Origin of the sequence: Rhizobium sp. RU20A (genome assembly GCF_900155885.1) — a bacterium.
Classification (GTDB): Bacteria; Pseudomonadota; Alphaproteobacteria; order Rhizobiales; family Rhizobiaceae; genus RU20A.
The window spans coordinates 110,677-131,256 of the sequence record NZ_FTMB01000006.1 but is presented as its reverse complement, the minus strand read 5'-3'; the positions used below and the strand labels follow the sequence as shown (position 1 = coordinate 131,256).

Sequence of the window (20,580 nt, the reverse complement as noted above, 5' to 3'; positions counted from 1 at the left end):
GAGCAGCGCTGGTAACCGGATTTTCCGCAAAAACCAGAAGATGTTTACCATTTCTCCTGACCGGACCGTAAGATTTTGCGGGTAGGCTCTCCAGCAATATGGAGAGTTGTATCATGCGTCCTGTCCTGCTTCCTGCCCTCATCACGCTCGTCGCCGGCCCGGCCGCGGCGGGATCGATTGAAACGATCGTGACCGGCACCGCGTCGACGACCGCGAGCAGCATCGAGACAATCACCTGCCAGACCTGTGTCGATGTGCCAAAGAAAGTTGCCGATGGCGGCTACCGCGTGCCGGCCATCACGCCCGGGACCGAACGACGCGAGATCCGCACGGTGAACGGTGAGATGAAGCTGGTGCGCACCGAAGCCTGGCTCGGCGGATCGCCGGTGACCTTCGTCAGCAGCCTGCCGCCGGATCTTTTCCGGGGCATGGACACGGCAACGGGCGGCTCGCTTGCCGCCGCTGCCACGACATCGGTCGGCACCCTCATTGCCGCCGGCGGGATCGATACCGCGGCGCAGACCGCATCGGTCGCCTCTGCAACCGGCACGCCAGACGCAACGCAAACGGCGGCCGACGTCCGATCACAGGTTTTTGATCCGGACACGCTCCAACTCAGGGTACAGTAACCCCGTCATTCCCCCGCCCGTCGGCTACCCTGCGGTTGCCGGGCGGGGCATTCGCCGGGAGCGAACGAAGGCGTCTCCGAGAGAAGCGGAGGCGCCTTCGTGCATTCGGGGGCACCCACATCCTTTCGCGCTCGACCCGTGCGTTCCTACAGCAAGGACAGTTGCACGCCATGGCCGAGCGGCGGAACGAAGAGGTCGGCATTGAGCTGACGCTTCGTCAGGTTGAGCTCCAGGCGCTTGGCCGCCAGCTCGAAGCGGCGGCCGATCTGCCAGGCATAGGGGCCGGCGCCCTTCATCCGCTTGCCGAATTCGGCATCGTAGTCCTTGCCGCCGCGCATGGAGCGGACCAGCGACATGACGTGGCGGTAGCGATCGGGATATTCGCGCAGCAGCCAGTCGCGAAAGAGCGGCGCGACCTCCAGCGGCAGGCGCAGCAGCACATAGCTCGCCTCCGTTGCCCCGGCTGTCTTCGCCGCCTCCAGCACGCGCTCGATCTCGTGGTCGTTGAGGGCGGGGATGATCGGCGAGACGAGCACCCCCGCAGGAATGCCGGCATCGGTCACCTGACGGATCGCCTCAAGCCGTTTGGCGGGCGTCGAAGCGCGCGGCTCCATGCTGCGGGCCAGTTTGCGGTCGAGCGTGGTGACGGAAAGACCGACGCGCGCCAGACCCTTCTCGGCCATCGGCGCGAGAATGTCGATGTCGCGCGTCACCAGCGCCGATTTGGTGACGATCATCACCGGGTGGTTGGCGTCGCGCAACACTTCCAGCACCTGCCGCATGATGCGCCATTCGCGCTCGACGGGCTGGTAGGGGTCGGTGTTGGTGCCGATGGCGATCGGGCGCGGCTTGTAGCCGGGTTTGGCAAGTTCGCGCTCCAGAAGCTTTGCCGCATCGGGCTTGGCAAACAGCTTCGCCTCGAAATCCAGCCCCGGCGACAGGCCCATATAGGCATGGGTGGGCCGGGCGAAGCAGTAGATGCAGCCATGCTCGCAGCCACGATAGGGGTTCACGGACCGATCGAAGGGAATGTCCGGGCTTTCGTTGCGGGCGATGATGCTGCGCGGCTTTTCTACCTGCACTTCGGTGCGAAACGGCGGCAATTCCTCCAGCGTCTGCCAGCCGTCGTCGAAGACCTCGCGCGAGACGGGCTCGAAGCGACCGCTTGGATTGAGGCCCGCACCGCGCCCGCGGCGGCGGTCGACCTCGATGCGTGCGCCCGAGCGCTCCACCAGCGCATCGGCCACATCTGCCCGGTGACCGGGCGCAAGCGCACCCTGCCTGAGTTCTCTCAGCTCTGCCATGGATCCTCTCCGACCCGCCGGCCCCATGGCCGGCTTCCGGTGATCCCTGTCCTAGCGCGAAAAAAAGAACATTGCAAGAACAAACAGGATGCGGCGCGCGCCACACCCGGCGCCATGACGGCTTTCATGTCACCGATGTTAACGTCGTTCAAAGCGCTTGCGGCGCACCGGCCTTGCAGGTGTGGCGTTTCGCGGGGCGATGCGATAGGGAGGATTATGCTGAGTGTGCTGATCGAGGTTTTGGATGACGAGGCGGAGCTGGCGGCGACGCTGACGGTGCTTGTCGCGGGTGCTGTCGAAGGCCTCGTCAGCGATGTCGTCATCCTTGATCGCGGGTCGCGCGATGGAAGTTCAGCGGTCGCCGATGCGGCGGGATGCCTTTTTCTGTCCGGCGTGACGCTGACGGATGCGGTGACACGCACGCGCGGCGACTGGCTGCTGCTGCTGGAGCCCGGCGCACGGCCGATGGGCCGCTGGGTCGAGGAGATCGGCGAACATCTGGCGATCGGCGGCGGCCCCGCGCGGCTGACCCCTGCCCGACAGTTTCGCCGCTCCTTCCTGACACGGCTGACGCGCCGTCAGGGCCCGCTGGAAAACGGCTGCCTCGTGCGCAAGGCAGATGCCCTGCGCCTTGCCGGGGGCGCCACGACCCTTGCCGCCCTGGCCGTTGCTATCAGGCCGAAGCGCATGGCGAGCGAGATCGCCCCCGCCTGGGTGGCGCGGCGCCAGCGGGGCGGGTGAACCGCGCCCGCCTCCGCCTCACTTGCCGCGCTTCAGGTGCTCATCAAGGCGCGGCATGATTTCCACGAAATTGCAGGGACGGTGGCCGTAGTCGAATTGCGGCTTGAGGACGCCCTCCCAGGCGTCGCGGCAAGCGCCGGGCGAGCCCGGCAGCACGAAGACGAAGGTCGAGCCAATCAGGCCGGCGGTGGCGCGGGACTGGATCGTCGAGGTGCCGATCTTCTCGTAGGAGAGGCGGTGGAAGACGACGGAAAAGCCGTCCATGCGCTTGTCGAACAGCGGCTCCAGCGCATCCGGCGTCACGTCGCGGCCGGTAAAGCCGGTGCCGCCCGTCGTCAGCACGACGTCGGCAATGCCGGACTTCACCCAGTCCATCACGGTGTCGGCGATCTTCGCCCGGTCGTCCGGCACGATGGCGCGTACGGCGAGGCTATGGCCCTCGCCCTCGATCAGCGAGGCCAGCGTATCGCCGGACCGGTCGTCGGCGACCGTGCGCGTATCGGAGACGGTGAGGACCGCGAATCGGACGGAGATGAAGGGGCGGTGCGGATCACGTTTTGTCATCGCCGGCTCCTCTGGTGTGGCAGGGCTGAACATACCAGCCGGGCCGTTCGGCTCCAAGCTGCGTTGCCGCGCGGTCGCGCGCATTCCGGTCTGCGAAAAGGCCGAAGCAGGTTGCGCCGGAACCGGACATGCGCACCAGCACCGCGCCGGCATCGGTGAGCGCGTCCTCGACCGCGCCGATCGCGGGTTCGAGCGTGCGGGCCGGTGGCGCGAGATCGTTGCGCATGGCCGCGAGGGCCGAAAGCCATTCAGCCGGCGTTGCCGCCGGAGCGGGAAGCGTCAGCGGCGGATTGGTCTTCTGCGTCAGGAGCCGGAAGATGGCGGGGGTGGAGACGCCGACCCGAGGATTGACGAGGATCGCCGGCAGGGCGGGCAGTGTCGGCAGCGGCGTGATGCCCTCGCCGATGCCGGTGATGAGGGCCGGCACGCCGGCAAGGCACATGGGCACGTCGGCGCCGAGGGTCAGCGCCAGGGCGGCGAGGTCGAGCGGCAGCGCGCCGGATGGCGACGGCGGCGCGAAGATCCCGTCGAGGTTCCAGAGATCACACAGGAGGGACAGCGCGGCCGCGGCATCGGCGGAGCCGCCGCCGATGCCCGACTGCACCGGCAGGTTCTTTTCGAGATGGAGATGCACCGGCCCGGCGGCAAGGCCGCGCGCGGCAGCAAGCGCCCGCAGGCCATCGCGTGCCTTCAGAACGAGGTTGCCCGTGGCACCCTCGGCATCGAGCGGCACGTGGGAGGCGAAGGGGCCGCTGACCGTGAAACGATCCGCCGCAGCTTCACTGACGCCGACGCGGTCGCCGGCATCGGCAAAGGTGACGATGCTTTCGAGCAGATGGTAGCCGTCGGCACGCTGGCCGACGACATGCAGCGCAAGATTGAGCTTGGCCGGTGCCAGACGGGTCAGCGCCATGCCGGGCAGCGCGGCACCGGCAGAACCATGCGCCTTGCCGGCCTGAAAGGCCGTGGGCGCCTGCCGGTCAGGGATCGCCGAACGGCTCACCGCGGCGCTCCTGCTGTGCTCAGGACTTCTTGCCGGCGGCGACGTCTGCCTCCGGCTCCTTCTTCGGCTGGTTGATGCCTCCGGCGTCGGCGGCCGGCACGGTATTGTCCAGCGGCGGCAGGCCGTTGTCGAGCTTGGCCTGGATCTTCGGGATCTCGGCCGGCTCCGGCTTCAGTTCCAGCGCCTGGCGCCACTGGAAGGTGGCTTCCAGCTTGCGGCCGACGCGCCAATAGGCATCGCCGAGGTGGTCGTTGATGGTCGGATCGCCCGCCATCAGTTCGGCGGCGCGCTCCAGTTCCGTCACGGCCTCGTCGAACTTGCCGAGGCGGTAATAGGCCCAGCCGAGCGAATCGACGATGTAGCCGTCATCCGGCTTCAGTTCGACGGCCTTGCGAATCATGTTCATGGCCTCTTCGAGGTTCATGTTCATGTCCACCCAGGAGTAGCCGAGATAGTTCAGCACCTGCGCCTGATCGGGGTTGAGTTCCAGGGCCTTCTTGAAGTTCGGCTCGGCCTTCGGCCATTCCTTCAGGCGCTCATAGGCGATGCCGCGCTGGAAGAAGATCGTCCAGTCGCTCCGCTGCGGCACCGGCCCCATGGCCTCCACGGCGCGATCGTAGAGGGCACCCATGGCGCGGTAATCCTTGGCATCGGACAGCACGCTGCCGAGCGCCAGATAGCTGCGCATGTTCTTGGGATCCTGGTCGATCAGCGCCTGCAGGTGAGTCTTGGCCTCCTCCACCTTGTCGACCGCGGCGAGGCTGAGCCCCAGTTGCAGTTCCGACAGGCGGCGCATGGGCGAATCGGCCGGCACTTCGCGGTAGAGCGCGATGGCCTGCTCAGGCTTCTTCAGCGTTTCGGAAATGCCGCCGAGCATGATAAGGATGTCGGCGCTGTCACGATCGAGCGCGCGGGCCGTCTGCAGATAGAGCGTGACAATATCCTCGGCGCCGCCGCGATTGAGCGCAGCGGCGATGGCAAAGAGAACGGAGGCTGCGCCTTCGGCCGGCGTTTCCACCTGCTGCGGCTGCTTCTCGCCCTTTTCGATGCTAGCGCGCAGGGCGTCGAGCGGCGTGTAATTGTTGACCACGCCTTCGCCCACGGCGACCGTGTCGAGCGCCTTCTGCTTGTTGCCGGCATCGGCTTCGAGGCGCGCCAGCGCGAAGATGGCGCGCATGAAGGTATCCGGCGCGCCGCTGGCGCCATCGCGATCCAGCACGGCGGTGTTGAGGCGGCTGCGGGCCGTATCGATGTCACCGGCCTGCAAGGCGATCGTGCCGGAGACGTAGCTCTTGAAGATGCCGAACCATTCCGGCCCTTCGAGCTTGTCGACGGCGGCAATCGCCTGTCTGGTCTTGCCCTCGCCGGCAATCGCCCAGGCCTGCAGAAGGCCCGTCATGAGGCGATCGAGATCGTTCGGCCCCTCATATGTCAGGATCTCGGTCGCCTTGCGGTAATGCTTGGTGGCGATGGCATCGACGCCGCGCACCATGGAGGTGATGCGCTCGACGGACGCGTCGGTCTTTAGCTTGTCGGCGGCATCGACCGCCTTCTTGAAGTCGCCATTCATGAGATAGGTGATCATCAGCCGCTGGGCGATGTCCACATTGTCGGGCTGAAGGGCGAGAGCCTTGCGGTAAAGCTCGGTGGCAGTGACGAAATCGCGGTCGATATCGGCCGTGCGGGCGGCGAGATAGGCGCCCGAAAACGTGTTGACGTCGCGCGTCTCGAAGGTGACTTCGGCCTTCGGCTCGGCGGGCTTGTCCTCGGCCGAGACGACGGCCGCGCCAAGACCCATGATGGCCACGATGGCAGCGCCGTTCAGGAGACGTAGAAAACGATCTTTCCGCATAAGAAGCCTTTCTGGCCGCAACCCGCGCGGCGTCCGCGACGCGACTCATTCCAGAGCAATGCGTCGGTATCGTGGTGAAGCATGACTTTTTTGATGCCGTGCTGCAAGGGCGTCACCGGGACGGAGGAGCGGCCACAGCCGCCCCTCAGGACATCGTCAGTTCAGGCGTTCGATGCAGAAATCGATGACTTCGAGAAGGGCGGACTTCAGCGGGGAAGCCGGCAGCGGCGCCAGGGCATCGCGGGCGATCGTGCCGTAATGCTGCGCGCGGGCGATGGTGTCGCCAAGGCCGTTGTAGCGGGTGATCAGACCGAGCGCCTTTTCCAGATTCTCGTCGCCGCTTTCGCCACCCTCGATCGCCGCGCGCCAGAAGGCGCGTTCGTCCGGCGTGCCGCGACGATAGGACAGGATGACCGGCAGGGTGATCTTGCCCTCGCGGAAGTCGTCGCCGACATTCTTGCCGAGATCGGCGGCCGAGCCACCGTAATCGAGCACGTCATCGACGAGCTGGAAGGCAAGGCCGAGATTCATGCCGTAGGATTTCAACGCATTGCGATCGGCGCGCGGCGCGCCGGCAATGATGGGGCCGACTTCGGCGGCAGCGGCAAAGAGCGCGGCCGTCTTGGCGCGGATGACGGCGAGATAGTCGTCCTCCGTGGTTTCCATGTTCTTGGCGACGGAGAGCTGCAGCACTTCGCCTTCGGCAATGACGGAGGCGGCGGTGGAGAGAACGTCGAGCGCATCGAGAGAGCCGACATCGACCATCATGCGGAAGGCCTGGCCGAGCAGGAAGTCGCCGACCAGCACGCTCGCCTGGTTGCCCCAGATGGTGCGGGCCGTGGACTTGCCGCGGCGCAGGTCGCTTTCGTCCACCACATCGTCATGCAGCAGCGTTGCCGTGTGCATGAACTCGACGCTGGTGGCGAGCTTGATGTGGCTGTCGCCGCTATAGCCGAACATGGCAGCCGAGGCGAGCGTCAGCATCGGGCGCAGGCGCTTGCCGCCGGAGGAAATCAGGTGGTTGGCGACTTCCGGAATCATCTGCACGTCGGAGCCGGCCTTGGAGAGGATCAGCTGGTTTACCCGCTCCATGTCAGCCCGGGTGAGATCCACCAGCGGCTTGACCGATGCCTGCCTGTTCTTGCTGTCTTCCAGCGATACCACGACGCCCAAAACCCGGACTCCTGTTGCATTTCTGAAAAGAACAATAGAAACCGTGGCACCGGGCGGCAAGAGGCGAATTGTCTCGTGCGCCGAAAGACACAGAGCCCCCGGCGACACCGGGACGCGGGAAACGGACGCCGCGGCCCGAACTGCAAGGCGATTGCGGCAGGCACCGCGGGCATGGAGACGACGGCAGGGCGATGAGAGAATTGATCCGCACCAACGACCCTGTCCTTCTGTCCTTCGCCGAAAGCCTTCTGAAGGAGGCCGAGATCGCCTGCCTCATCGCAGACCAGGGCATGAGCGTGCTGGAAGGCTCGCTCGGCCTTCTGCCGCGTCGGCTACTGGTGCCGAGCGAGGACGCTGCAGAGGCGCGGACCATCCTTTGCGACGCCGGCCTTGCCCATGAGTTGCGCCCGCCGGAGGAGGAAGGCGGATGGTGACAGCGCCAGAGCCTGATGGGACGCCGGACCATCACGACTTGACCGCCGCCGATCTCGGCCGCACCGTCGATGCCTTTCACCGCGGCCGCTTCCATGTGGTGCAGCCCGAACGGCGCGGCCATCGCTCGGGCATGGATGCGATGCTGCTCGCCGCCCTCGTCGCCGGAAGCGGGCCGATGCGGGTGGCCGATCTCGGCGCGGGGGCCGGGGCGGCCGGCCTTGCCGTCGCCGCCCGCCTGCCGGAGGCTAAGGTGCTCCTGGTCGAGCGCTCGCCCGTCATGGCCGCCTATGCGCGCGACACCCTCGCCCACCCCGAAAACGCCGCTTTGACGCCGCGCCTGTCGCTGATCGAGGCGGATGTGATGCTGACCGGACGCGCCCGCGTGGCGGCGGGCCTTGCCGACGATGCCTTTGACCACGTGATCATGAACCCGCCCTTCAACGACGGCGCGGACCGCCGCACGCCCGACGCGCTGAAGGCCGAGGCCCATGCGATGACCGACGGGCTGTTGGCCGGCTGGATTCGCACCGGCGCCGCCATGCTGAAACCCGGCGGGCAACTTTCGCTCATCGCCCGCCCGGAATCGATCGCCGGGATCATCGATGCATGCGGACGCCGGCTCGGCGGCATCGAGATCACCCCGCTGCATCCGCGCGCCGGCGAAAACGCCGTGCGCATCCTCGTCACCGCCATCAAGCAGAGCCGGGCGCGGCTGACGCTGCGCGCGCCGCTCATCATGCATGTCGAGGACGGGCATCGCTTTGCGGACGATGTCGACGACCTCAACAATGGCCGCGCCGCCTATGCCCGGCGGGGTCGGTAAGCGCCGACAAACGCCGTCTGCGTGTCGGCGACCTTTCCCGATCACGCGGGTTTTCCCGACCCCTCCATTGCGCGGCGCCCGCCAATCCCTACATCGGGTCCATCCATAGCGACTGTTTCAGCAAGGCCCGACATGAAAGCGTTCATCAAAAAGCTGCTTCCGCGCAAGTTTCGCGGCGAAACCACCGTCATTCCCGTGGTGCGCCTGAATGGCGCGATCTTTGCGGGCGGCAGCCAGTTCCGCCCCGCCCTCAACCTTGCCTCGGTCGCCCCGCTGCTGGAGCGCGCCTTTGCGGTGAAGGAAGCGCCGGCCGTGGCGCTGTCGATCAATTCGCCCGGCGGCTCACCGGTGCAGGCGCGGCTCATCTACCAGCGCATCCGCGATCTGGCGGAAGAGAAGAACAAGCGCGTCATCGTCTTCGTCGAGGACGCAGCCGCTTCAGGCGGCTACATGATCGCGGTGGCCGGTGACGAGATCTTCGCCGACCCCTCCTCCATCGTCGGCTCGATCGGCGTCGTCTCCGGCGGCTTCGGCTTTCCAGAACTCCTGAAGAAGATCGGCGTCGAGCGGCGCGTCTATACGGCCGGGGAGAACAAGGCGATCCTCGATCCCTTCCAGCCGGAGCGCGACAGCGACATCGACTATCTGAAGAGCCTGCAGCTCGAGATCCACCAGACCTTCATAGACATGGTCAAAGAACGTCGCGGCGCCAAGCTTGCCGATGATCCGACGCTCTTCTCCGGGCTTTTCTGGACCGGCACCAAGGGCCGCGAACTCGGCCTCGTGGACGGGATCGGCGACCTCCGGGGCACGCTGAAGCGCCGGTTCGGGGCGAAAGCTGAACTGCGCCTCATCCAGCCGGCCCGCGGCCTCTTCGGCCGGCGCATGCCGGGCGTCTCCTCCAGCCTCGGCGACGCAGCCCAGCCGCTTGCCGCCTCGCTGGCTTCGGGACTTGCCGAAGCAGCCGAGGAAAGGGCATTGTGGAGCCGATACGGTCTTTAAGGCCGAAAGAACAAAGACGGGACCGGCGGACAAGACCCCGCCGGCCGGCCGCGTCGCAAAAAGGCGCCGCCGACCCGAGCACCGGAGGGGCCGATGCCGCAACTGATCCTCATTCTCCTCATCGCGGGCGTCGCATGGCTCGGCTACCGCAAATTCGTCGCCGACGCCGAACGCCTCGCCCGCCAGCGCGAACGCGTGCGCCGCGAACAGCAGACCGGCACGCAAGGGACGCTGATCAAGGATCCGGTGACGGGGGAATACCGGGTGAAGAAGGACTGAGGATGTTGCCCTGGAAGAGCGGATATACTCGCTGCCGCCCTTCACTGTTGACCTCCCTCCCCCTCTCGTGGCACTCGTCCGGCCATCTCCACGGCATTCGGGCTATTTCACCATGACCACCGTTCCCGACCACATGAATCCGAAGCGTTCGTTCCAGGCGCTGATCCTGACGCTGCACGCCTACTGGGCAGACAAGGGCTGCGCGGTGCTGCAACCCTACGACATGGAAGTCGGCGCCGGCACGTTCCATCCCGCAACGACCCTGCGTGCACTCGGCCCCAAGCCTTGGCGCGCCGCCTATGTGCAGCCCTCGCGCCGGCCGACGGACGGGCGCTATGGCGAGAACCCGAACCGTCTCCAGCACTACTACCAGTATCAGGTCATCCTGAAGCCGAACCCGTCGAACCTGCAGGAGCTCTATCTCGGCTCGCTGGAGGCGATCGGCCTCGATCCCCTGCTGCACGACATCCGCTTCGTGGAAGACGACTGGGAAAGCCCGACGCTGGGGGCCTGGGGTCTTGGCTGGGAATGCTGGTGCGACGGCATGGAAGTCTCGCAGTTCACCTATTTCCAGCAGGTCTGCGGCATCGAATGCGCCCCCGTCTCGGGCGAACTGACCTACGGCCTCGAGCGCCTCGCGATGTATGTGCAGGGCGTCGACAATGTCTACGACCTCAACTTCAACGGCCGCGAGGGCGACGAGAAGATCACCTACGGGCAGGTCTTCCTGCAGGCCGAGCAGGAATATTCGCGCCACAATTTCGAATATGCCAACACGGCGATGCTGCACCAGCACTTCATCGATGCGGAAAAGGAATGCCAAGCCCTGCTTGCGGCCGGCCATCCCGCCGAGCCGGGCGTGCTGCACACATGCGTGCTGCCGGCCTACGACCAGTGCATCAAGGCCTCGCACGTCTTCAACCTGCTCGACGCCCGCGGCGTGATTTCCGTCACCGAGCGCCAGAGCTACATTTTGCGCGTGCGCACCCTCGCGAAGGCTTGCGGCGAAGCCTTCCTCCTGACGGATGCCGGCGGCGCCGTGCCGGGCGGAATTGCGGCTTAGGCTTCGACACATCGTTTTCAGTGCAAAACAAGAAGGCCGGATGCCCATCGCGTCCGGCCTTTGCCGTTTGCCTCAATGCTCGCGGTAGCCGGCGGTGAAGAGGCCGAGGGTGGTTGTCGCGGGGGTCTCGCTGGCCGCGTTGTCGGCATTGAAGAGCAGAGCGCCGCCGGAAAGGCTGCTGAGGGCGAGCAGGGTGGTTGGGGTGCGGGCGGCGAGTGCGTTGACGGCATTTTCGCGGCTGCGGGCTTCCGCCGCGGCGAGGCCGTCGGTGTTGACCGGGCGCGCGGCGGTGGCGGACGGGAAAGTGGCAGCGAAGGCCTCGGCCGTTATGCGCAGGGCCCGGCCTGCGGCGAGGATGGCTTCGTCCGGCGCGTTGGGGTCATAAAGCGGCTCGTCGCGATAGACCACGGGGGCCTCCGGCGCGATCGGCATTTCATCGGTTGCTGCGGCCGGCGGCGGGGCACGCAGGGCGCGGCCGGCGGCGATCACGGCCTCGTCCGGGGCGTTGGGGTCGAAAAGCGGGGCATCGACATAAACGGGCGCCGGCTGCGGATCCGGGAGCACCTCTGCCGGCGTGTAGGACTGCCAGTCTGTGGGCTCGGCAATGTTCGAGACCGATGGCCAAGAGCTGTCATCGGCAAGCGGCTCGTCCACGTAGACAGGCGCGGCCGGCGCCGGCTGTGGCCGGAAAGCGGACATGGGTAAGGGCGCGCTGGCGCCGGTCAAAGCAATCGCGGTCATGATGTCCCTGTCGTGTTCTTCTTGTTCCTTTCTGATACAGGACAGGTCTTCAGATCACGTGCAGGCCGGCAGTCGGCTTTTATTCAAATTTGATGGGATTGTGGGCGACTTATACTTCCTGGCATTCCGGTTTTTCAGAGCGTTTCGACCTGGGCGACGCCGAGCGTCCAGACGGGCTTCAGCGTCGGATAGGCGCCGGTCGGCAGCTGGCCGGCATAGGTCTGGAGGGCGCGGCGGATGCCGCTCGGCTTTTCGACCGGCATGACCGAGGCCTGCACCAGGAAGAGCGCGGTGAAGGCGACGACGTTGAGGAGCTTGGCGAGAGTGGACATGATGGGCGCTGCCGGCTTGGGGTTGATCCGATGCCGTGACTTTCGCCCGATCTCGCCTTTGCCGCCGTTCCGCCGGGAACAGGCCCTTCATTGCGGCTTTGCGGCTGCGGCGAAGTGCGCTAATCCTCCCGCCACTGTCAGGAGGAACTCACCATGCTGATCGGTCTTGCGATCCTCGCCGCTGCCGCGCTCTACCTCGTCATCGTCTATAACGGTCTGGTGAAGGCCCGGCAGATGAAGGAGGAGGCCTGGTCGGGCATCGACGTGCAGCTGAAACGGCGCGCCGACCTCATCCCCAACCTCATCGAGACCGTGAAGGGCTATGCGGCCCACGAAAAGACGGTGCTCGAAGAGGTGGTCTCGCTGCGCAACCGCGCCCAGGCGGCACCCTCTGGCGACGTGGCCGGCCGCGCCGCCATCGAAGGCGCGCTCTCGCAGGCGCTGGGGCGCATCGTGGCGCTGGCCGAGGCCTATCCGGACCTCAAGGCCAACCAGAATTTCGCCGAGCTGCAGCGGAGCCTCGAAAGCATCGAGGGCGAAATCCAGATGTCGCGCCGCTACTACAATGGCGCGGCCCGCGACCTCAACGTCAAGGTCGAGAGCTTCCCCTCCAATCTCGTTGCCGGCCCCTTCGGCTTTACCAAGGCGCCCTATTTCGAGATCACCGATGCGGCCGACCGGGCCGTGCCGGCCGTGAAGTTCTGATCTTCCGGAAGCCGCCGATCCGTCGTAGAGGACGGCGACACGCAAGGGGTTCCGGTCTGACCGGGGCCTTTCTGACCAGCAGACGACCGATATCGAGACAGGTGCCATGACCCCCTCTTCCGGCAAGCTCACCATCACCCCCGCCAGCGGCCCGCTGAAAGGCCATGTCGCGCCGCCCGGCTCGAAGTCGATCACCAACCGCGCGCTGCTGCTCGCCGGTCTCTCAGCCGGTACCAGCCGCCTGACGGGCGCGCTGAAGAGCGACGACACGCGCTACATGGCCGAGGCGCTGCGGGCCATGGGCGTGACGATCGAGGAGCCCGACGACACGACCTTCGTCGTTTCAGGCTCCGGTCGCCTCACCCCGCCGGCCGCCCCCCTCTTCCTCGGCAATGCCGGCACGGCGACGCGCTTCCTCACGGCCGCTGCCGCGCTCGTCGATGGCACGGTCGTGGTCGATGGCGACGAACACATGCGCAAGCGGCCGATCCGCCCGCTGGTGGAGGCGCTGGTGCGCATGGGCGTTGCGGCTGACGCGCCGACAGGCTGCCCGCCGGTGACGGTGACCGGCACGGGGCGCTTCGGCGAGAGCCGCGTGGAGATCGATGGCGGGCTTTCCAGCCAGTATGTCTCCGCGCTGCTGATGGCGGCGGCCGGCAATGACCGGGCTGTCGAAATCGCGCTCACCGGCGCCGATATCGGGGCGCGCGGCTATATCGACCTCACGACGGCGGCCATGGCAGCGTTCGGCGCCAAGGTGGAGCAGGCGAGCCCGACCAGTTGGCGCGTGGCACCGACCGGCTACCGCGCCGCCGACTATCACATCGAACCCGACGCCTCGGCCGCCACCTATCTCTGGGGTGCGGAAGTCCTGACGGGCGGGGCCATCGACATCGGCACGCCGGCGGCCGTATTTTCGCAGCCCGATGCGCGCGCCTATGATTTCATTTCGAAGCTGCCGCACCTGCCCGCCGTGATCGACGGCTCGCAGATGCAGGATGCGATCCCGACGATTGCCGTGCTTGCCGCCTTCAACGCGGCGCCGGTGCGCTTCGTCGGCATCGCCAATCTGCGCGTCAAGGAATGCGACCGCATCCGCGCCGTTTCGACCGGCCTCAATGCCATCCGGCCGGGCCTCGCCGTGGAAGAGGGCGACGACCTCATCGTCAACGCCGATCCGGCGCTTGCCGGCCAGCACCTTCCGGCCGAGATCGACACCTTCGCCGATCACCGCATCGCCATGAGCTTTGCGCTTGCGGGCCTCAAGATCGGCGGCATCACCATTCTCGACCCCGCTTGCGTCGGCAAGACCTATCCCGGCTACTGGCGGGCGCTCTCCTCGCTCGGCGTCGAACTGACCGGGGACATTCCCAAGGGTTGAAGACGCCGCCAACGGCACCAGAAGACGGAGGAACGGCAATGGCACGGTGGTTCGGACGTCTTCTTCTGCTGCTGGCGCTTCTGGCCGGCCAGCCGGCCGCCGCCGCGGAGGTCATCAATGGCTTCGATGCGGTGATCGACCTTTCCCGCGATGGCGATGTCCGCGTCAGCGAGACCATCACCGTCACCGCCGAGGGCAACAACATCCGCCGCGGCATCTTCCGCGATTTTCCGACGACCATGGTGGATGCGGCCGGCCGCCGCCAGAGCGTCGCCTTCGACGTCCAGTCGGTGGAGCGCGACGGATCGCCCGAGCCCTTTGCGCTCGAGACCATCTCCGGCGGGCAGCGCCTGCGCATCGGCAGTGCCGACACACTCCTCGATCCCGGCCGGCATACCTATGTCATCACCTACCGCACCGACCGGCAGATCCGCTTCTTTACCGATCACGACGAATTCTACTGGAACGTGACCGGCAATGGCTGGGCCTTTCCCATCCTCTCCGCCACCGCCACCGTGACGCTGCCGGACGGTGCGCGGCCGGTCGACACCGTGTTCTTCACCGGGCCGCAGGGGGCGACGGGCAAGGATGCACGGGTTCGCATCGACGGCGACAGGCTGACCTTTGCCACCACGCGGGCGCTCGGTGCACGGGAGGGGCTGACCATCGCGGTGAAGGTCGAAAAGGGCGTCTTCGCGCCGCCGAGCGACACGCAGCAGACGCTATGGCTGCTGCGCGATTTCCTTGGCGACATCATCGCCTATGTCGGCCTCGCCGCCGTGCTCGCCTATTACACCCGCTTCTGGTGGCTGGTGGGGCGCGATCCGCCGGCCGGCACGGTGGTGCCGCGCTGGGATGCGCCGGAGGGCCTGTCGCCGGCCCTCGTCAACTATGTCGACAATACCGGCTTTTCCAGTGGCGGCTGGACGGCGCTGTCGGCGGCCGCGATCAGCCTTGCCGTATCAGGCTATCTGACGATCGAGGATCTGAAACGCTCGATCACCCTGAAGCGCACGCCAAAGCCTGTGACTGCGGCGCTGCCGCCGGGTGAAGCGGCGCTGCTGAAGGCCGTCGACCAGGCGGGCGGGACGCTTGTGATCGACAGTGCCAATGGCACCGCGGTCAAGGGCGTCGGCGAGGATTTCCGCGCTGCCATCGAAAAGGAACATCGTGGTCGCTACTACCGGCACAATACCGGTTACGTGATCGGCGGGGCGGCGCTCAGCGCCCTCTTCATCGGCGCCATCTTCCTCTTCGGCAATCCTGGCGAGGATATTGTCGGCATGCTCTTTGCCGTCTGCTTCTCGGCGCTCTTCCTCGGCACATTTGCCGTGCAGTTCGGCAAGGGCCTGCGCCGCCATGCTCCGCTCGCCTCCCGCATCGGCTCCATCGTCGCGCTCGGCTTCATCGGCTTCGTCGCCGTGAGCATCGGCGGCTCCGTCATCGCAAGCCAGATCGCCCTCTTCAGTGATATCAGCGACCTGCCGCTTCTCATCGGCATCGGCGGCATCGTGCTGGTCAATGTGCTGTTCTTCTTCCTGATGGGTGCGCCGACGCCGCTCGGCCGGCGCCTGATGAATGGCGTCGAGGGCTTGCGCCTCTATCTGACCGTCGCCGAGCGCGACCGGATGAACATGCAGGGCGCACCGGCCATGTCGCCGCAGCATTTCGAAACGCTGCTGCCCTACGCCGTCGCGCTCGGGGTCGAAAAGCCGTGGAGCCGCACCTTCGAAGCCTGGCTCGCCACTGCCGCCGGCGCGGCCGCCGCCGCCCACCAGCCCGGCTGGTACATCGGCGACCTCTCCCGCGGCTTCGGCCGCATCGGCTCCTTCTCCTCCTCCATGGCGACAACCATCGCCTCGACGCTGCCGCAACCGCAGTCTTCGTCCTCCTCGGGCTTTTCCGGCGGCTCCTCGGGCGGTGGCGGCGGTGGCGGCGGTGGCGGGGGGTGGTGAGGCGCGTAACGAGCTGACTTGAAAATGTATCGTACAGTGATACATTCCCGGAGTGAGACATGGCAATTCGATCCTATGCAGATGCACGGACACGGGCGGTTGCCGGCGGAAGTGTACCGAAGGGATTTCCTGCCGATCTCGCCCGACGCGCCGTCGTCAAGCTGACGCTGCTCGACAACGCACGCGAGCTTCGTGATCTGTTGGCGCCACCTGGCAACCGGTTGGAAGCCTTGAGGGGCAACCGGAGCGGCCAGCATTCGATCCGCATCAATGATCAGTGGCGGATCTGCTTCACATGGTCGGATGGCGGAGCCGAGAATGTCGAGATTGTCGACTATCATTAAAGAAGGAGCGCATCGATGACTGTTGTTCTGCCGCCGGTTCATCCGGGTGAAATTCTCAGAGACGAATTCTTGTCGCCGCTCGGACTGAGCGCCGGTATGCTGGCGCGCAAGCTGAATGTCCCGCGCACGCGCATCGAAAGGCTGGCCAGCGAACAGACCGCAATGACGCCGGACACGGCCTTGCGCCTCGCGCGGTTCTTCGACACCTCGCCGGAATTCTGGATGAACCTGCAGACCAGCTATGACCTGAAGATGCATGCGCGCGCCAAAGCGGACGAGCTTGCGGCGCTCCCCACTTTGTCGGCTGCATGAAACGCGGGAGCAACGTGCTTTTGCATCGCATCGGGATGACTTTTGCTGCGCGGCTTGCTAAGTCCGCGCCAGTCCGTTCACCCTGTCAAAAGTAAGCTCTGATGCCCGATCTCCTGCTTGAACTCCGCTCCGAGGAAATTCCTGCCCGTTTGCAGCGCAAGGCGGCGGGCGATCTGAAGACGCTGGTGACGAACCAACTCGTCGAGGCGGGGCTGACCTATGAGGGGGCGCGGGAATACTGGACGCCGCGGCGCCTGACGCTCGACATTCGCGGGCTGACAGCGCGGTCCGCCGACCAGCGCGAGGAGCGCAAGGGCCCGCGCACCGACGCCAATGAGAAGGCGATCGAGGGCTTTCTGCGCGGCGCGGGGCTGGCCTCGATTTCCGAAGCGCATGTGCACAGCGATCCGAAGAAGGGCGATTTCTACGTCGCCCATATCGTCAAGCCCGGCCGGCCGACGGAAGAGATCGTCGCCGAGATCATGCCGAAGATCATCCGCGATTTTCCCTGGCCGAAGCCGATGCGCTCCGGCGCCGCCTCGGCGAAGCCCGGCGCGCTGCGCTGGGTGCGGCCGCTGCAATCCATCGTCTGCACCTTCGGGCCGGAGCATGACGAGACGCAGGTGATCCCCTTCGAGGTGGACGGCATCGTGGCCGGCAATGTCACCTATGGCCACCGCTTCCATGCGCCGGCGGCGATCACCGTTCGCCGCTTTGCCGACTATGTCGAGAAGCTGGAAAAGGCCTTCGTGGTGCTCGACGCCGAGCGCCGCAAGGAGATCATCGGCGCGGATGCCCGCAACCTCGCCTTCGCCAGCGGGCTCGACCTCGTGGAGGACGACGGCCTGCTGGAGGAAGTTTCCGGCCTCGTGGAATGGCCGCAGGTGCTGATGGGCGAATTCGAGGAGGAATACCTCGAAATCCCCGCCGAGATCATCCGCCTCACCATCAAGACCAACCAGAAATGCTTCGTGACGCGCCCGCAGGGGGCCGATGAGAGCGTGCTGTCCAACCGCTTCATCCTCGTCGCCAATATCGCGGCGACGGATGGCGGCAAGGAGATCGTGCATGGCAATGGCAAGGTCGTGCGAGCCCGCCTTTCCGACGCCCGCCACTTCTGGACCCGCGACCAGAACGACCTGCCGGACCTCGAGACGCTGAAGGCCTCGGCCGGCACGTTCAACCTCGACCTTGCCAAGCCGCTCGACCAGCGCATGGCCAAGCTCGATGCGCTGAAGGTAACTTTCCACGCCAAGCTCGGCACGCAGGGCGAACGCGTCAGCCGTATCCGCGCGCTGGCTGCGCAGCTTGCGGACTTCACCGGAGCCGACAAGGCGCTGGTCGACCGCGCCGTGGTTCTGGCGAAGGCTGACCTGCGCACCGAAGCCGTCGGCGAATTCCCCGAGCTTCAGGGCATCATGGGCCGCAAATATGCGGTGTTGCAGGGCGAAGACCCGGCAGTTGCCGCCGCCATCGAGGATCACTGGAAGCCGCAGGGCCCCTCCGACCGCCTGCCGGAAAACGCCGTCGGCCTGACGGTAGCGCTCGCCGACAAGCTGGATACGCTGACGGGATTCTGGGCGATCGACGAAAAGCCGACCGGTTCGAAAGATCCATATGCGCTGCGGCGGGCGGCGCTGGGTGTGGTGCGGATGATGCTGGAGCGGAAGATCAATCTTCCTCTCACCGCCATCGCGACAGCCGCCGCGGAAGAGGTCTTCGACCATCTTCACGACCCGCAGTCCGATGAAGAATTCAAGGCCGCGCTGCATCTTGATCAGGCCGGTGACACGGAGGCGCTGGATCGCGCCATCGAGCGGACTTATGCCAACCGTCCGGACGCGGCGCCCGTCGTGGCCGACCTCCTCTCCTTCTTCCACGACCGTCTGAAGGTCTATCTGCGTGATCTCGGGGCGCGGCATGACCTTATCGACGCCGTGCTCGCGGTCGGCAGTGGCAATGACGACCTCCTGATGGTGGCGCGGCGTGTCGAGGCGCTGACGGCTTTCATCACCTCCGAAGAGGGGCTGAACCTGCTGGCCGGCACCAAGCGCGCCACGCAGCTTCTGGCGGCCGAGGAGAAGAAGGGAACGGCGGTTGGCACCACGGTCGACCCGAGCCTTCTGGCGCTGGCGCCCGAGCAGGAACTTTACGTCGCGACCACGCAGGCGGCGGCTTCGGCCGCGGACGCCGTGTCGCGCGAGGACTTCCGCTCCGCCATGGAGGCGCTCGCAGCCCTTCGCGTCCCGATCGACGCCTTCTTTGCCGACGTGCTCGTCAATGACGAAAATCCGGCGATCCGCTCCAACCGCCTTGCGCTGCTTGCCCGCATCCGCGAAGCAACGGGCACGGTGGCGGATTTTTCGAAGATCGCCGGCTGAGGACGGGGGCGGCCGGGGCTACGCGCCCCGGTCTTTCGCTGACATGACGACGGCAGGCGGCATTCCCCTGTCCGACGGGAGGGCATGCGCATGGAGAAGATTCTCGTCAGTGCCTGCCTCATGGGCCATGCGGTCCGCTACGACGGCAAGGCCAAGCCATTTCTTCATCCCGTTCTTGAACGATGGTCTGCCGAAGGGCGCCTCGTGGCACTCTGTCCGGAAATGGCCGCCGGCCTGCCGGTGCCGCGTCCGCCGGCCGAGATCGTGGGTGCAGGCGGCGGGACAGCAGTGCTGGGCGGCACGGCGCGGGTGATGGAGGCGACAGGGCGGGACGTGACCGCCGTGTTTCAGCGCGCTGCCGACCATGCACTGACGGTCGCCCGTGATGCGGGCTGTCGCTTTGCGCTCTTGATTGACGGCAGCCCCTCCTGCGGTTCGCTTGCCATCTATGACGGGCACTTTGCCGGCACCAGGATCGCCGGCCAGGGCGTCGTCGCCGCGCGGCTCTCGCAGGCCGGGATTGCGGTGTTTGCGCCGCGGGATATCGAAGCCCTGGCGGCGCGGCTGGCGGTGTAGAGCGGCGGCGCGAGCGGCGAGCCGCCCCCCCTCTGCCCTGCCAGGCATCCCCCACGGGTGGGGAGATTGGCTGGTAGCGCGCGCACCGGACTTCATCACCCTCTCGGCTTCCTATAGCGATGATCTGCAGGAAGCCGCCGTGCCCAGCCGATCTCCCCACCCGTGGGGGAGATCGGCTGGGCAGAGGGAGTGCCCCACGCACGCGCGATCCCCGCACCATGCCCCCCCTTGCCTACCCGCCCTCGTCGTGGCAATCCGGCAGGCATGGCACGTCCGAAAACCGAACCCGCTCTCGCCGATCTTTTTCCCGTCGTTCTGACCCCCGATTTTTCGATCGAGGACGGGTTGCGGCGCGAAGGCCTTTGGCCGGTGGCGGGGGTGGACGAGGCGGGGCGCGGGCCGCTGGCGGGGCCGGTGGTGACGGCGGCGGTGATCCTTGATCCCGCTCGCATTCCGCCGGGGCTGAACGACAGCAAGAGGCTCACCGCCGTGAAGCGCGAGGCGCTGTTTTCGCTCATTCTCGACCAGGCGCTCGCCGTCTCCATCGCCACCGCCTCGCCCGCCGAAATCGACCGCACCGATGTGCTGAAGGCCAATCTGGCGGCCATGGCGCGGGCGGTGCGCGGTCTTGCCGTGCCGGCGGCCAGCGCCATCATCGATGGCCGGGATGTGCCGCCCGGCCTTCCCTGCCCCGGCCGTGCCGTGGTCAAGGGCGATGCCCGCTCGGTCTCGATCGCGGCGGCCTCCATCGTCGCCAAGGTCACGCGCGACCGGATGATGGCAACGGCGGAAGCGGCCTTCATCGGCTATGGTTTTGCGGCCCATGCCGGCTACGGCACGGCGGCGCATCTCGCCGCCATCAAGGCCCTTGGGCCCTGCGCGCTGCACCGGATGACGTTCAGGCCGCTGAAGGGGGAGTGAGCGGGAATGTGCCTGCCGGTTCTCGAGGAAGAGCTTGCATATGCGCCCTACCCCCTCTGCCCTG

General features: G+C 66.6%; 22 protein-coding genes. 15 read left to right on the top strand and 7 right to left on the bottom strand.

Translation table 11 applies throughout. The features are described 5' to 3' along the window. Positions 1-113: 113 nt before the first annotated feature. Positions 114-629 carry a plant virulence effector HPE1-like domain-containing protein gene (locus F3H41_RS15200; protein ID WP_149739533.1) on the top strand — a complete coding sequence of 172 codons (516 nt, stop codon included), beginning with the start codon at positions 114-116 and terminating at the stop codon, positions 627-629. Positions 630-775: 146 nt separating this feature from the next. Here F3H41_RS15200 and F3H41_RS15195 read toward each other — a convergent pair whose 3' ends face one another. Then, entirely contained in the window at positions 776-1,933 is a 1,158-nt protein-coding gene (locus F3H41_RS15195; protein WP_149739532.1) for a PA0069 family radical SAM protein, read from the bottom strand. Positions 1,934-2,149: 216 nt separating this feature from the next. On the opposite strand from F3H41_RS15195, the gene F3H41_RS15190 reads away from it, so the two are divergent. Continuing rightward, on the top strand, positions 2,150-2,674 hold the full coding sequence (locus F3H41_RS15190; protein WP_149739531.1) for a glycosyl transferase: 525 nt from the start codon (positions 2,150-2,152) through the stop codon (positions 2,672-2,674). Positions 2,675-2,692: 18 nt separating this feature from the next. Here the strand turns inward: F3H41_RS15190 and moaB are convergent, their stop codons facing one another. The 4 genes from moaB to F3H41_RS15170 form a co-directional block, all read right to left on the bottom strand. Further along, a complete protein-coding gene (gene moaB, locus F3H41_RS15185) occupies positions 2,693-3,238 on the bottom strand; it encodes a molybdenum cofactor biosynthesis protein B (protein ID WP_149739530.1) in 546 nt (181 codons plus the stop codon). After that, the gene (locus tag F3H41_RS15180) at positions 3,225-4,151 is read right to left on the bottom strand and encodes a 4-(cytidine 5'-diphospho)-2-C-methyl-D-erythritol kinase (protein ID WP_149739655.1); all 927 of its coding nucleotides are present in this window, start codon (positions 4,149-4,151) and stop codon (positions 3,225-3,227) included. The genes moaB and F3H41_RS15180 overlap by 14 nt, the downstream gene beginning before the upstream one ends. Before the next feature lie 109 nt (positions 4,152-4,260). After that, positions 4,261-6,093: a tetratricopeptide repeat protein gene (locus F3H41_RS15175; protein WP_149739529.1), complete on the bottom strand. Its 1,833-nt coding sequence runs from the start codon at positions 6,091-6,093 to the stop codon at positions 4,261-4,263. 156 nt (positions 6,094-6,249) lie between these two features. Beyond that, positions 6,250-7,266 (bottom strand): polyprenyl synthetase family protein, encoded by a 1,017-nt coding sequence (locus tag F3H41_RS15170; RefSeq protein WP_149739528.1) that lies wholly within the window; start codon positions 7,264-7,266, stop codon positions 6,250-6,252. A gap of 191 nt (positions 7,267-7,457) precedes the next feature. Between F3H41_RS15170 and F3H41_RS15165 the strand changes: the two genes are divergently transcribed. From F3H41_RS15165 to F3H41_RS15145, 5 genes are all read left to right on the top strand, one after another. Continuing rightward, on the top strand, positions 7,458-7,700 hold the full coding sequence (locus F3H41_RS15165) for a DUF2007 domain-containing protein (RefSeq protein WP_149739527.1): 243 nt from the start codon (positions 7,458-7,460) through the stop codon (positions 7,698-7,700). Between the two features lie 38 nt (positions 7,701-7,738). Continuing rightward, entirely contained in the window at positions 7,739-8,524 is a 786-nt protein-coding gene (locus tag F3H41_RS15160) for a methyltransferase (RefSeq protein ID WP_244616230.1), read from the top strand. A 132-nt stretch (positions 8,525-8,656) separates the two neighbouring features. Continuing rightward, positions 8,657-9,526 (top strand): S49 family peptidase, encoded by an 870-nt coding sequence (locus F3H41_RS15155; RefSeq protein WP_149739525.1) that lies wholly within the window; start codon positions 8,657-8,659, stop codon positions 9,524-9,526. A 93-nt stretch (positions 9,527-9,619) separates the two neighbouring features. Beyond that, a complete protein-coding gene (locus F3H41_RS15150; protein WP_149739524.1) occupies positions 9,620-9,805 on the top strand; it encodes a hypothetical protein in 186 nt (61 codons plus the stop codon). A gap of 112 nt (positions 9,806-9,917) precedes the next feature. Then, positions 9,918-10,868: a glycine--tRNA ligase subunit alpha gene (locus F3H41_RS15145; protein ID WP_149739523.1), complete on the top strand. Its 951-nt coding sequence runs from the start codon at positions 9,918-9,920 to the stop codon at positions 10,866-10,868. A gap of 72 nt (positions 10,869-10,940) precedes the next feature. On the opposite strand, the gene F3H41_RS15140 is transcribed toward F3H41_RS15145, so the two are convergent. Both F3H41_RS15140 and F3H41_RS15135 read right to left on the bottom strand, forming a co-directional pair. Beyond that, on the bottom strand, positions 10,941-11,609 hold the full coding sequence (locus F3H41_RS15140) for a hypothetical protein (protein WP_149739522.1): 669 nt from the start codon (positions 11,607-11,609) through the stop codon (positions 10,941-10,943). A gap of 134 nt (positions 11,610-11,743) precedes the next feature. Then, positions 11,744-11,941 (bottom strand): hypothetical protein, encoded by a 198-nt coding sequence (locus F3H41_RS15135; protein ID WP_149739521.1) that lies wholly within the window; start codon positions 11,939-11,941, stop codon positions 11,744-11,746. A gap of 153 nt (positions 11,942-12,094) precedes the next feature. Here F3H41_RS15135 and F3H41_RS15130 point away from each other — a divergent pair, with 153 nt between their 5' ends. The 8 genes from F3H41_RS15130 (at position 12,095) to F3H41_RS15095 (ending at position 20,516) form a co-directional block, all read left to right on the top strand. Next, the gene (locus F3H41_RS15130) at positions 12,095-12,646 is read left to right on the top strand and encodes a LemA family protein (RefSeq protein ID WP_149739520.1); all 552 of its coding nucleotides are present in this window, start codon (positions 12,095-12,097) and stop codon (positions 12,644-12,646) included. Between the two features lie 106 nt (positions 12,647-12,752). Next, positions 12,753-14,027, top strand: a complete 1,275-nt coding sequence (locus tag F3H41_RS15125) for a 3-phosphoshikimate 1-carboxyvinyltransferase (protein ID WP_149739519.1) — start codon at positions 12,753-12,755, stop codon at positions 14,025-14,027. A gap of 38 nt (positions 14,028-14,065) precedes the next feature. Beyond that, positions 14,066-15,982, top strand: coding sequence for a DUF2207 domain-containing protein (locus tag F3H41_RS15120; protein WP_149739518.1), 1,917 nt, complete (start codon positions 14,066-14,068; stop codon positions 15,980-15,982). A 59-nt stretch (positions 15,983-16,041) separates the two neighbouring features. Continuing rightward, entirely contained in the window at positions 16,042-16,326 is a 285-nt protein-coding gene (locus F3H41_RS15115) for a type II toxin-antitoxin system RelE/ParE family toxin (protein WP_149739517.1), read from the top strand. A gap of 15 nt (positions 16,327-16,341) precedes the next feature. Further along, entirely contained in the window at positions 16,342-16,638 is a 297-nt protein-coding gene (locus F3H41_RS15110) for a HigA family addiction module antitoxin (protein ID WP_149739516.1), read from the top strand. Between the two features lie 101 nt (positions 16,639-16,739). Then, positions 16,740-19,019 carry a glycine--tRNA ligase subunit beta gene (glyS, locus tag F3H41_RS15105; protein ID WP_149739515.1) on the top strand — a complete coding sequence of 760 codons (2,280 nt, stop codon included), beginning with the start codon at positions 16,740-16,742 and terminating at the stop codon, positions 19,017-19,019. A gap of 90 nt (positions 19,020-19,109) precedes the next feature. Continuing rightward, a complete protein-coding gene (locus tag F3H41_RS15100) occupies positions 19,110-19,595 on the top strand; it encodes a DUF523 domain-containing protein (protein ID WP_149739514.1) in 486 nt (161 codons plus the stop codon). Between the two features lie 264 nt (positions 19,596-19,859). Further along, positions 19,860-20,516 (top strand): ribonuclease HII, encoded by a 657-nt coding sequence (locus tag F3H41_RS15095; protein WP_149739513.1) that lies wholly within the window; start codon positions 19,860-19,862, stop codon positions 20,514-20,516. The last annotated feature ends 64 nt before the right edge of the window (positions 20,517-20,580 follow it).